11 protein-coding genes are annotated in these 12,184 nt (G+C 54.5%); 8 read left to right on the forward strand and 3 right to left on the reverse strand.

Annotated elements, in window-relative coordinates; translation table 11 throughout:
• The first annotated feature begins 106 nt into the window (after positions 1–106).
• The 6 genes from AC5DDB_RS18380 (at position 107) to AC5DDB_RS18405 (ending at position 6,001) form a co-directional block, all read left to right on the forward strand.
• The gene (locus AC5DDB_RS18380; RefSeq protein WP_491741212.1) at positions 107–1,456 is read left to right on the forward strand and encodes an HD domain-containing protein; all 1,350 of its coding nucleotides are present in this window, start codon (positions 107–109) and stop codon (positions 1,454–1,456) included.
• A 183-nt stretch (positions 1,457–1,639) separates the two neighbouring features.
• Positions 1,640–2,434 (forward strand): sugar transferase, encoded by a 795-nt coding sequence (locus AC5DDB_RS18385; RefSeq protein WP_491741213.1) that lies wholly within the window; start codon positions 1,640–1,642, stop codon positions 2,432–2,434.
• A 116-nt stretch (positions 2,435–2,550) separates the two neighbouring features.
• A complete protein-coding gene (locus tag AC5DDB_RS18390) occupies positions 2,551–3,624 on the forward strand; it encodes a mannose-1-phosphate guanylyltransferase (RefSeq protein WP_491741214.1) in 1,074 nt (357 codons plus the stop codon).
• Between the two features lie 2 nt (positions 3,625–3,626).
• Complete coding sequence (gene ruvX, locus AC5DDB_RS18395; RefSeq protein ID WP_491741215.1) at positions 3,627–4,109, forward strand: Holliday junction resolvase RuvX; 483 nt, start codon at positions 3,627–3,629, stop codon at positions 4,107–4,109.
• A 4-nt stretch (positions 4,110–4,113) separates the two neighbouring features.
• Entirely contained in the window at positions 4,114–4,800 is a 687-nt protein-coding gene (locus AC5DDB_RS18400) for a HEAT repeat domain-containing protein (protein WP_491741216.1), read from the forward strand.
• Between the two features lie 4 nt (positions 4,801–4,804).
• A complete protein-coding gene (locus AC5DDB_RS18405) occupies positions 4,805–6,001 on the forward strand; it encodes a class I SAM-dependent methyltransferase (protein ID WP_491741217.1) in 1,197 nt (398 codons plus the stop codon).
• Here the strand turns inward: AC5DDB_RS18405 and AC5DDB_RS18410 are convergent.
• A complete protein-coding gene (locus AC5DDB_RS18410) occupies positions 5,959–6,927 on the reverse strand; it encodes a DUF455 family protein (RefSeq protein WP_491741218.1) in 969 nt (322 codons plus the stop codon). The two genes, AC5DDB_RS18405 and AC5DDB_RS18410, sit on opposite strands and share 43 nt — an antisense overlap.
• A gap of 68 nt (positions 6,928–6,995) precedes the next feature.
• On the opposite strand from AC5DDB_RS18410, the gene AC5DDB_RS18415 reads away from it, so the two are divergent.
• Together AC5DDB_RS18415 and AC5DDB_RS18420 are read left to right on the forward strand one after the other, a co-directional pair.
• Positions 6,996–8,432 (forward strand): DUF1501 domain-containing protein, encoded by a 1,437-nt coding sequence (locus tag AC5DDB_RS18415; RefSeq protein WP_491741219.1) that lies wholly within the window; start codon positions 6,996–6,998, stop codon positions 8,430–8,432.
• 157 nt (positions 8,433–8,589) lie between these two features.
• Entirely contained in the window at positions 8,590–10,197 is a 1,608-nt protein-coding gene (locus AC5DDB_RS18420) for a PAS domain-containing sensor histidine kinase (protein ID WP_491741220.1), read from the forward strand.
• Positions 10,198–10,389: 192 nt separating this feature from the next.
• On the opposite strand, the gene AC5DDB_RS18425 is transcribed toward AC5DDB_RS18420, so the two are convergent.
• Positions 10,390–11,061 (reverse strand): septation protein SpoVG family protein, encoded by a 672-nt coding sequence (locus AC5DDB_RS18425; RefSeq protein WP_491741221.1) that lies wholly within the window; start codon positions 11,059–11,061, stop codon positions 10,390–10,392.
• 23 nt (positions 11,062–11,084) lie between these two features.
• Positions 11,085–11,984 carry a 4-(cytidine 5'-diphospho)-2-C-methyl-D-erythritol kinase gene (ispE, locus tag AC5DDB_RS18430; protein ID WP_491741222.1) on the reverse strand — a complete coding sequence of 300 codons (900 nt, stop codon included), beginning with the start codon at positions 11,982–11,984 and terminating at the stop codon, positions 11,085–11,087.
• Between the last annotated feature and the right edge of the window lie 200 nt (positions 11,985–12,184).

Genomic DNA, 12,184 nt, shown 5'->3' on the forward strand with positions numbered 1-12,184 from the left:
CTACCGAACGGCGTGCCCTATTCGTTATACTGCGGCGATGAGCACGTCGATTTCGTTGACACAGTCATGAAACCCTTTTTGGATTTTCGGTGGAAACAAAACGTTCATGTCGAGTGTACTTCAGGATGTGCCGGAGTTGGCCCAAAGCGGGGATGACCGTGGATTGGTGCGGATTCCGGTTGAACAAGACGTGCCGTTCACGTCTCGTGTGCGAGCGTTGGTCGACACACCACAGTTCCAACGACTGCGTCATATCACCCAATTGGGTTTGACGTCCCTGGTTTATCCCGGAGCCACCCATACGCGGTTCGAACACGCATTGGGCGTGTTCCATAACGCCATTCGTTACCTGAGACAACTCGGGAAAGATCCTCGGTTCGAGTCAATCGCCGATCGACATTCCGTCGACGTTTTGCTGGTTTCGGCTTTGCTGCACGATCTCGGGCATTGGCCGTTCTGTCATCCGATCGAAGACATGGGGCTTCCGGATTTGCCTCCGCACGAAGCGTTCGCGCGGGAGTTCCTCATGGAACCGAAACTGTCGTCTGTGTTGCGAGCACAATGGGACATCGATCCCGACGAAGTGTTGGCCGTTCTAACGCATTCGGCGACGACGCCAGGATTGCGGTTAGCGGACTCGGTATTGTCTGGGCCAATCGACATCGACAAGATGGATTATCTTCATCGAGATAGCTTGCACTGCGGCGTGCCCTATGGCCGGAATTTTGACCGCAATCGGTTAATGCAATCGTTGATGCTGGATTCCAATGGAACGGGTTTGGCAATCAGCGAAAAAGGCCGCACCGCCGCCGAGATGATGGTCTTCGCTCGCTATGTGATGTTTAGCGAAGTGTATTGGCATCACACCGTTCGCGCAGCGACTTGTCAGTTTGCCCGGATTTTCTATGACCTGTCATCGGAGCTCGATTTGAAATCGTTCTTCCGGATGGGGGACGCTCAGGCGATCGAAGAATTGAAACGACAAGCCGCCGGGCGAGCAATCGAGACGATGATCGACGAACTCTTCGGTTCTCGGCGAGTGCTGTATAAACGCGTGCACGAATTAAGCATATTCCAGCATGAGGAATCGTACCGTCTCCTCGCGGGGCGTCCGTTTGGCGAGTTGGCCGACATCTGCACGCAAGTCGCTACGGAGGCTGCAAGACATCTGGGTTGTGAAGTTCGCTCGACGGATATCTTGATCGATGCGCCGCCTGTTCATCGCGAAGTTCAATTCCGCGTGCAAATTCATTATCGGAAAGAGAACCAGACCCGTTGGCTCGCGGATGTTTCGCCGGTCGTTGCCTCTCTGGCTCGCGAACAGTTCGATGACTTTGTGAAACGTGTCCGCGTATTCGTTCACCCCGGTCTTAAGGATCGGCTGCGGGGTTGGACGGGCTTTTTACCGTGTATTCGGGATGCGGCTACGTCGCTGCCAACTGCAAAAACCGACTGAGAATGATGCCGAATGTCGACAGATTCGCACAACGATCTCGTTCACAAGGAAGATTCGGTGCCATTGGTTCTCTGAGCGGAAACGTGCTTTCCTACGGGGTTAGGCCGGGAGTATCTTCGGCGATGTTCATCCAGTCCATCGGCCGTCTCTTGCGACCGCGTCTTCGTAGGGAGATTTTGTACCATGCAAGTTTGCGAATCAACGGTGCCGAGTTCACTGAATACGCGACCACCCCGTGCTGAAGTGCGTTGGCTCCGTCGTATTGATTCCGAAACGCCGTATCGGCATCTTGCTGATATCTCGCCGACCACTCGAGTCGTGAAACGCACATTGGATATTGTGCTGGCTGTGGGAATGCTGCTCGTTCTTGCGCCGGTCATGCTGATCGTGGCGGTACTCGTAAAGTTGACATCGCCGGGTCCAGTCCTGTTTCGACAAGTTCGCGTCGGGTTAAATTCCCGCCGCACGAGGAGACGCACCTCCGGATCGTCGCATGTTCCTTGGGAACGACGTCGTCAGGATCGTCGCCAGGCATCTGGCTACGGTCGGCCATTCACTATGTACAAATTCCGAACCATGCGGACCGACGCCGAACGCAACGGCGCTCAGTTCGCCACCAAAGGCGATCCGCGAGTGACACGCATCGGGCGGTTTCTGCGTCGCACGCGGTTAGACGAATTGCCGCAACTTTGGAACATTCTCAAGGGGGACATGTCCCTCGTTGGGCCACGACCGGAGCGGCCGGAGTTCGTCGGAAAACTGGCGGCCGATATTCCCAACTATCCGCAGCGACTCGGGCTGAAACCGGGACTCACCGGGTTGGCACAAGTGGAGAATGGCTACGATAACGATTTGGAAGGCTTTCGCCGCAAGATTCGTTACGATCTGATCTACATGGAAAACTGCTCACCTGACAATGACGCCCGAATACTTCTACGGACGTTCGGAGTCGTTCTCACGGGCAAAGGTGCGGTGTGAACTGAATTCCGGGCGATGCAGCGGTCAACGCACTCGCCTCGGATCTCGGCAGTTGCTAAACTACGCGACGTTCAGGGATGAAGTTGCAGGCAACATGTCGCAAAGGATCTGAGACAATGCTACACGCAGTGATTATGGCGGGAGGCAGCGGAACGCGGTTTTGGCCACAAAGTCGGCACGAGCGTCCGAAGCAATTGCTGAAATTGGCTGGTGATCAAACCATGATTCAGGGCACGCTCAATCGCGTTGTCCCTTGGATTTCCAGCGAAAATGCTTGGGTCGTGACAAACCGTAGCCAAGCCGTCGAAACCGCTCGTCAATTGGCCGATGTGCCGTCCTCTCAGATCCTAGTCGAACCCTGCGGTCGCAATACGGCTCCCTGCATTGGACTCGCAGCGATTCAACTGCTCGCGAAAGATCCCGACGCGGTCATGCTGGTGATGCCGGCTGATCATGTGATTGGGCCGGTTGAAGTTTTCCAAGACGCCGGCAAACGGGCCGCTGCGATTGTCGAGGCCGATCCGAACGCGTTCGTGTTGTTCGGTGTCCCCCCGACCTATCCGGCTACCGGGTTCGGTTACATCGAACGCGGAGAGAGCATCCCCGCCGCTGAAGGGGCATTTCAGGTGGCCGGGTTCAAAGAAAAACCTGACGCCGAGAAAGCCGCCGAACTCGTTGCTGCCGGTAAGTTTTATTGGAATTGCGGCATTTTCGTATGGCGGGCGCAGGCAATTCTCGACGCCCTCCAAGAATACGAACCCGCGATTCACACCACTTTGATCGAACTTTCTCATGCGATCGAAAGCGGATTTGACGAAGCTTTGGAACGCTTGTTCCCGGAAATGAAATCAATTTCCGTCGACCATGCCATTCTGGAACGAACGTCTCACGCGGCAGTCATCGAGGCCCCGTTCCAATGGGACGACGTTGGAAGTTGGGAAGCATTGCCCCGTTTGTTGCCTCAGGACGAACATAACAATACGATCGACGGTCAACACTGCGGACTCAACACGACCGGTTGCATCATCCGTTCGTTGGACCCCGATCACCTCATCGGCACCGCGGGAATGCAGGATTGCATCATCGTTCACACGCCGGACGCGACACTTGTCGCCAAGAAAGACGATCCGGGCGCCGTGAAGGAATTGGTTGGCAAACTCAAGGAAATGGGCTTCGAGGGATACTTGTAATCATGAATGCCGAAGTCGACACACCCACACCGCCCGATTTCCCCGAGGAGGGGCGATTGTTGGGTGTCGACTATGGCACTAAGCGTGTTGGGTTGGCGGTGTCCTCGCCGGATCAGAAATTTGCCGGCCCGCTCGAAAACTATACCCGCCGCACTGAACCGCTCGATGCGAAACACTTTACCCAGGTGATTTCGGAAAATCGGATCAAAGGGCTCGTGATCGGGTTACCGGTGCATCTCAGTGGTGACGAGGGTCAAAAAGCGGTCGAGTCGCGTGCGTTCGGGCAGTGGTTGGCAGAACTGACCGGATTACCGATCCGCTTCTGGGACGAACGGTTCACATCGGCACGTGCGGAGGAAGCGTTATTGGAAGCGGGATTGAGCAAGAAGAAACGCAAAGCCCGGCTCGATAAACTCGCGGCCCAATTCATGTTGCAGGCGTACCTCGATGCTCCCGACCGCGAGAAAACTCCCGAGGCAATGTAGCCACATGGACTGTAGGAATCGCACGCTCAATCGTCGTAATTTGCAGCCGATCCAGTCGTTCGTTGGCGCAGTTGTGCTTGGCCTGGCGGGATGCGGAAGCAGTGAAGTTGCCGAATCGGTGGAACGACTGCAATCGGAAGAAGCAACTGTTCGTCAGTCGGGAGCGAGACAACTCGCGGAGATGAAAAGCGAACGAACCGAGTCAATTCCAACACTCATTCAGTCGTTGGACGATGCTGATTCCGATGTTCGCCGGCTATCCGCTGCCGCACTGGGACGACAAGGAGCCAATGCCAGCGAGGCGGTTTCCGCGTTGATCGAACGACTGAGTCGAGAAGACGAGCAATCCGTACAACTTGCGATCGCCTATGCGATCGTCCAAATTGATCCGACACGAACGGAACCGCTGGATGTATTAATGAACTCGGTGCGGCGACGTGAGGTCGGTTCGATCGTGAAGTTACAACAAATGGGCCCCGCGGCGAAAGATGCAGTGCCATTATTGACGGAAGTCTTGCGTGACTCTCGGAGTCTCATCCGGCTGCAAGCGGTTCAAGCACTGGATGCCATCGGGCCGGACGCCACATCCGCATTGCCAGCGCTAAAACGATTGCAAAACGATCGTGACGAAAGCGTCCGTGACGCTGCTGTGTCCGCAGTTCGATCCATCGAGCAATCTTCGGTGAAATAATACGATGGCAGAAACGCAAACCGATTGGGAAGATTTCTCGACTCACCTACAGCGAGCGATTGAACAACATGCGTTGAACCGTCTCGTTCTCAGTCGCCCCAAGAACCGCCAAGATTCCCCACGCAAAATTACCGTTTCACCACTGAAAATGGCGGGGGAAACCTACTACCAATTCGCATCAAGGTTCGAACGCGAGGAGACGCATCAGAATGTCGCGGCCTCCGAGACCCATGCCGCAATTCTGGAACGGGCAGGTTCGCAGTTCCGCGACTGTCATCTCATGACGAACGAAGCCGACTATCAGCTCCGAACCAATAAGAAGGGGCGTGTTCGACTCAGCAAATCGCCACCATCTCATATTGCCATCCCGGTTCAAGACCACGATCGTCGCAAGCAATACTTGATTCCTGATGGCACGCCCTGTGACTTTCTCCATGCAATTGGCGTGATGTCGGCGGATGGCAAAGTGAAGGCGAGTCGACAGAAAAAGTTTCGACAGATTAATCGTTATCTCGAGTTGGTCGACCACATCATTCCAAGTTTGCCGACGGATGGCGTGTTGAACGTCGTGGACTTCGGCTGCGGGAAAAGTTACCTCACTTTTGCATTGCATCATTTGCTGTCGAACATCCGCCGCCGCGACGTTTCGATTGTCGGACTCGATCGGAAAACCGAGGTGTTAGCCGACTGTCAACAGATTGCAGATAGACTCGATCATCGTGGATTGCGTTTTCAAGAAGGCGATATTGCAGCGTTTGATACCAGCGAACCAGTACACCTGGCGGTTTCGCTTCACGCTTGTGACACCGCGACGGATGATGCCATCGCTCAAGCGGTGCGATGGAGATCCAACGTTATTCTCGCGGTGCCTTGCTGCCAACACGAATTGGCTCGGAAGGTTTCGCCGACATGGTTACCCGGAATGCAACAACACGGCATCCTTCAAGAACGCCTTGCCACGCTGTTGACCGACTCGCTTCGTGCAAAAGCGTTGGAGGCGATGGGCTACCGCACCCAAGTCGTTGAGTTCATCGACATGGAACATACCGCCAAGAACGTGCTCATTCGAGCGGTCCGGCGGGAACAATCGACGGCTGATCGGACTGCTGCCTACGAGGAGTATCGACAACTCAAACACTCGGCCGGCTTGGAGACCATTTATTTGGATTCCGTGCTCGATTGGGAATCGGCCGGTTTCTGATTTCGAGCGGTCTGCGAACCGATCGGTTCCGCGGTCTCCCAGGCGTGTTTCAAGGTTTCGATAAATTCCGGACTCATTCCCGCTGCGAGTCGCGGTGCCAGATGAAATTGATTGCCCACCGATTTCTCCGGACGCAGCGGCCAATACAGATGTTGCTCGAAGGCGGCCCAATCGGATTGATCTTTCAGTTTCAGTTGCCTCAGCCATTCCAACCCAAACCGTACGTGCTCGATTTCGTCATCGTGGATCACTTGCATGCAGGCCGCACTTTTCGGATCACCAGCATCTTCAAACGCTGTCTTCCATTCCAACGAGTGATCCAAATTCGCGCCCTCGAACGTCAACGGAATGCCAGCGAGGTAGTCGAGTACACAACCGAACTCTAACGATTTCTTCCAGATGTAGCAGTTGACCGGCAATGAGCCGAACTCTACACCGCATCGCTTCGCATGGATGGCGTGCATTCGGGTGTGCCGTTGTTCATCCTGAATAACTCGTGCAAGTCCCAAGCGAAACTTCTGAGGCGCTTGAGGAAATGCAACTAATGTGCGAGCCATGACTTCGCAGGCCTGCAACTCGTGGTTCGCCATGATATGATGAGCCACACCCCGACGCTGCGGGTCTCTGAGCGTATTCGGATGAGGCATCTTCGGAGCCGAACGCGCCGGAGCAAATTGCAGATTCTCGGGACGGATAGGTTCGGTCGGAAACCAAGCGTTTCCGGGAGACTCGTCGGTCAATAATGTCTCTGGTGCGGCGAGTTTTTCATCGAGCGAATTGGATTTCAAAATTCGCTCGGCAAATTCACGCAGTTCCATTTCAATATCTCGAAGTTGAATCGCAATTCGTCGTTCGGCGAAGAATATCAGTTCGCGATTGGGAAAACTAACCGCGTTTGGGCGAATCTGCGATTTTCTCGCTTTCAAATTGTCGTTTGTTTATATTAGACATGAATCCGCCACGGAAATTATCGAATCGAGAGTGAGCGTCCGCAATGCACCAACTTCAACATCGCACTCGCCGACACTTTTTCGCGGACTGTGGAGTCGGTGTGGGATCGGTCGCGTTGGCGCATCTGTTGGGAAAAGACGCGTTTGCGGATCGGCGGACGCAACCGATGGCTGTTCAGCCGACGCACTTTCCTGCACGTGCACAGAATGTCATTTTCCTATTTATGGCCGGTGGCCCCAGCCATTTGGATTTGTTCGATTACAAACCCAAACTGCAACAGCATGATGGCGAAGTCATCCCGGAAAGCTACACGGAAGGTAAGCGATTCGCATTCTTGAAAAAGGACGCGAAACTCTTGGGGACTCGACGGAAGTTTCGGAAGTTCGGCGAGTGTGGCATGGAACTGTCGGAACTTCTGCCGCATACCGCGTCGATTGCGGACGACATTTGTCTCATCCGTTCGATGAAAACCGATGTGTTCAACCATGGACCCGCGAAGTTGTTCACCAATACGGGGTCGTCTCGGTTCGGTCGTCCCAGCATGGGGGCATGGGTGACTTATGGGATCGGCAGTGAGTCCAGTGATCTCCCTGGTTTCGTCGTTCTGCAGTCGGGGCCGCGAGGCCCACGCGGCGGGGCACCTCTATGGGGCAGCGGCTTTCTCCCCACCACTTACCAGGGAGTCCCGTTTCTCAACGGTGCGGACCCGATTCTCAACCTTTCCAATCCGGCCGGTTTCGATTCCTCTGCACAAGGCAACTTTGTTCGCACTGTGAATCAGATGAACTCGCTACGTCATCAAACCGTGAACGATCCCGAAATACAAACGCGAATCGCAGCGTATGAGATGGCCTACCGGATGCAATCCAGTGCACCGGAACTTATGGACCTACGCGGCGAAACGCGGGCCACGCTGAATTCATATGGTGTCGATCCCGCAAAGCCATCGTTTGCTCGTAACTGTTTGCTCGCCAGACGACTCGTCGAGAAAGGCACGCGGTTTGTGCAGATTTATCACACAGACTGGGATCACCATGGCAACCCGGGAACGGATCTGGGAAAATCTCTTGATGCACGTTGCCGAGAGACCGATCAAGCCTCCGCCGCTTTAGTGCAGGACTTAAAACAACGCGGGCTCTTGGAGAATACGCTGGTGATCTGGGGCGGTGAATTTGGTCGGACTCCGCAGGGAGAACCACGCGACAGTCTGGGGCGAGATCACCATATCGATGCGTACTCGTTGTGGATGGCGGGCGGCGGTGTGAAGGGCGGGCAAGTCTACGGGCAAACCGATGATCTCGGTTACTACGTGACCGAAAACCCAGTTCACGTCCACGATTTTCAAGCGACTGTCTTGCACTTGTTAGGGTTGGATCACGAACGGTTGACCTATCGCTTCCAAGGTCGTGACTTCCGCTTGACGGATGTTGCCGGCGAAGTTGTCAAACCGATCTTGCAGGAAGAGACGAAAAATTCGTGATTCTCGCCAACTTGATCATTTGTTCCTTTTTTCGGGATGCCACCTCCACGGTTCGGGGTATGATTCCAGAGTCAGCATCTAGGCTGATTTCTCTTGTTCGCTTCCTATCTAAGTGGGCGGGCATTTCTAGCCCGCCGACAGGTGAGGTTGTAAGCCGATGAATGACCTCATCGATTCCCGCTACCGAGACGAATTTGAGCACTCGCTCGATCCTCTGGTTGTCGTCGATTGCGAAGACGCACGGATTGTGCATTTCAATCCTCAGGCTCTTATGTTCCTCCGTTATCCGGCGGAGAGTCTGGTCAAGAGGCCGTGGAACGCCATTCGCGAATTCCTAAAAACTGCGGATTCAGAGAACGCATCTGAAGATATCCCTGAGGGGTTCCATCTCGTCTGCGTTCAGTGTGGCGACGGATCGCAACCTGAAGTGCCAATTCGATCCGAGAGAATTCGATTCTTCGATCGAGATTGCGAATTGTTGACGCTACGGCTTGCCGACGAGGCTGTTATCCCAGCCATGGTGCCTGAACCCGAACTCCCATCAGATGCCGAACGCGTTCGTTTCGAGAGTCTGCAAGCCGACGCCCGTTGGCAACTTCTCGCGGCCGAGGTCCCAGGTCTCATTTATCAAACCAGTGGCCCAACCGACCGGTTCGAGATGACCGTGCCGTATATCAATGATCGAGTCGAGGAATATCTCGGTTGGACGCCCGCGGAAATTTACGAATCGCCACTGCGATTGCTACAGGGAGTGCACCCGGAAGACTGGTCACGGTATTGTGACACCGCTTTAGCTGCCATGACGACACTTTCACCATTCGTCATTGAATTGCGATTTGTCTCACGAAAGACGGGGGTGGTTCGGTGGTTCAAAGTCTGTTCCAGCCCGCGTGTGCTTGATAACGGTCATCAACTTTGGTCGGGGTTGGCGTTGGACATCGATGATCTGCGGCGGTCGCAGGATTCATTACAACAACTTTCGCATAATCTCGAAGCCCGGGTGGAAGAACGGTCTCGGGAGCTGCTCGAGGCCCAATCCAAGTTGATCGATCTGCAAACGATCTTGCACCGGACCAGCCGATTTAACTTGATCCGCCAGATTGCAGCGGGCTGGGCTCATCAAGTGCATCAACCGCTTGCGGCGATCGTTAATTATGCTGGCGTTGGCCTACGGACTGCAGAACCCGCCAGTCCGCGTGCTCGTCAAACGACGGAAATCTTTCAAGAGATCCAGGATCAAGCTCTGCGAGCCGGGGAACTTCTCCGGCAAATCCGTAAATTCGTCTCGGAGCAATCAATCGAGCCGACCACGCATGATCTTTCCGCCATCGTCAATAGTGCGTTGGCATTGGCGAAGGTTGTGTTTCAACAAAATGAGATCGAATACGATGTCTCTCTGCCCGAGGCCGAAGCTTGGGTGCGTGTCGACGAGAGTCATCTTATCCAGGTGATCGTCGATCTACTGATCAACTCCGTGGAGGCGATGACCGATGCACAGGTCGAGAATCCACGAATCGGGATTCAAATCCAAACGACCGATGATCACATTGAACTGATCTTTCAGGATGACGGTCCTGGCATATCCAAATTGGATGCATCGCGGATCTTCGATGAATTCTATACCACGAAAGAGAATTCCCTGGGGTTGGGACTTGCGATGAGTCGAGCCGTGGTTGAATCTTACGGGGGGACTTTGGATCTGGTTCCAAGCACGACCGGGGCGGTCTTTCAGATGAAACTCAAACGCGTGCCCGCCGAAAGTTGAACCTGGCAAAAAATCAGCCGATGCGAAATGAAGTTCGCATCGGCTCGGACCTTCAGAAGGCCTAAAAGAAACGTTTTTGTCGCGTTGTTCCTGAACAACCTAGAGTCGTTCACGGTCCAACGTAGCGGGTGATGCGGATAGCTGACGTGGTTTTTCTAGCCGTCTGCCCGCTACACATGTGTGCGATACGCACTAGAGCACGCCCTCGCCGAAGCCAAGGTCGTCATCTCCGGTTAGATTGTCCCGGAAATTGCCGGACGCGACGGTTTTCTCGTGACCATTCCCAGACGAATTCCCGATTCGCGGGCCGCTCCGGTGTGGAGCGTTTGGCGTCGTCTGAGCCGGTTCGATTCGGTGACGCACGTCGCGTTCGTCTTGAAACGTGCGTGTCGGAGCCGGGGTAAATTCAACGGTGGTTTCTGATTCGTACTCGAAATCGTCGTACGACTCTTCACCATAATCATCGTAAGTACATACGTAGTCCGGCGATTTTGCTAATTCCAGTTCTTCTACAAACGCTGCGAGAACTCGCTCTTGGATTAGCTCCCGACATGCGGAATTGATGGGGTGCGCGATGTCGGCGTATAACTTCGCCCGGCCTTCCGTATTACGCGTGGCTCGTTCTTCGTCGAGTTTGAGCCCACAATGATTGCAGTGTTGCGAACGAAGATGGTTTTTACACTGACACCGCGGACAGCGGTCGGTGAGTTTGCGGCTGGGCATCGCCACAAATGACCCCTTCGATCCTTGGATAATCTTCAGATCGCGAATGACGAAGCAGCTATCGAACGTAATCGAGCAGAAAGCCTGCAGCCGATCGTTCGGGTCTTCCATGAGCTTAATGCGGACTTCGGTGATCTCCACAGCCGTCCTCCTTCTCCGGTGTTCTAAAACAGGGTGCGAGCCACGAAGACGCGTCCGATGCGTCTGGCTCTAAGTCGGGCGGCCACTGTTCGGGCATGACGAAGAGATCGACAAATCCCGAAACAACTGGATCCGCTCCCACTCATGAGGTGGCCAATGACGGACTCTCGATTCAAAATTGATGAAACACGATTGACGTCTGGATTCAATGCTCGTGCAGGAGACTCCAGGGTGTTGCACATACTCGTTGACAAAGCCGATAAGGGGCTGCTTGCGAGTTGCTTCACAAACTCCGACGCGGACGGACCGTCCGGGTTCGGGGTGCATTCTTGAAAGACCTTCGCCGTTGATAACCCGCTCGGGGGATGCACAACGACAACCGGCCAATTGGCGACTGGTGATACTGGCTGAATCACCTCGCCGCGTCCGCTACACAGTGCCGTTCCGGTCGACCCTAGGAAGAAATTGACATCGCTTCCCAGTTGACCGCCAAGGTCGAGTAACTGTTCACGCGACCAATCCAAATTCCATAGCCGATTCAATGCGACAAGAGTTGCCGCCGCATTGCTGGAGCCACCAGCAAGTCCCGCTTGCATCGGGATACGCTTAATAATGTCGATGGAGACCGCATCGGAGCGACCTGTCTTGGCACGAACGAGGTCGACTGCCTTGCGAATCAAATTTCTGTCATCGGTCGGAAGCGGTTCTCCGCCAATCTGTGATTGATCGATCCGTAGAAGCGTGGCTTCCGAAGACGACTCTGTGACTGATTCAAAGGCCAAAGTGTCGTAAAGGTCGATTGCGACCATCACGGTTTCGAGGTCGTGAAACCCATCACTTCGACGTCCAATGACGCGAAGAAAGAGGTTGAGCTTGGCGGGTGTGTCGACCGCCAATGCATGGCCAATCGACCGAAACCGCATGGCTGCATCATCCTGTTGACTGCATCGATCCGCCAGCGCCGGGGGTATTGCCATCCGCTAGCGAAATTCTTGGGATCGATTCATCTCCTGTGAATCAAATCGGCTTGTCTGAAAATTGATGCTAGCTCGATTTGAAAATTCCGTCAAGACGGCTTCCGCAGTGTGGGGGTATGTTCACTTTCTGGCTGACGGTCGGGATT

This window comes from Thalassoroseus sp., assembly GCF_984380535.1.

Coding starts and splice junctions, on each gene's coding strand:
- AC5DDB_RS18405 (WP_491741217.1), top strand. CDS start 4,805: ATGGCAGAAACGCAAACCGATTGGGAAGATTTCTCGACTCACCTACAG.
- AC5DDB_RS18420 (WP_491741220.1), top strand. CDS start 8,590: ATGAATGACCTCATCGATTCCCGCTACCGAGACGAATTTGAGCACTCG.
- AC5DDB_RS18380 (WP_491741212.1), top strand. CDS start 107: ATGTCGAGTGTACTTCAGGATGTGCCGGAGTTGGCCCAAAGCGGGGAT.
- AC5DDB_RS18415 (WP_491741219.1), top strand. CDS start 6,996: ATGCACCAACTTCAACATCGCACTCGCCGACACTTTTTCGCGGACTGT.
- AC5DDB_RS18390 (WP_491741214.1), top strand. CDS start 2,551: ATGCTACACGCAGTGATTATGGCGGGAGGCAGCGGAACGCGGTTTTGG.
- ruvX (WP_491741215.1), top strand. CDS start 3,627: ATGAATGCCGAAGTCGACACACCCACACCGCCCGATTTCCCCGAGGAG.
- AC5DDB_RS18400 (WP_491741216.1), top strand. CDS start 4,114: ATGGACTGTAGGAATCGCACGCTCAATCGTCGTAATTTGCAGCCGATC.
- AC5DDB_RS18385 (WP_491741213.1), top strand. CDS start 1,640: ATGCAAGTTTGCGAATCAACGGTGCCGAGTTCACTGAATACGCGACCA.
- ispE (WP_491741222.1), bottom strand. CDS start 11,984: ATGCGGTTTCGGTCGATTGGCCATGCATTGGCGGTCGACACACCCGCC.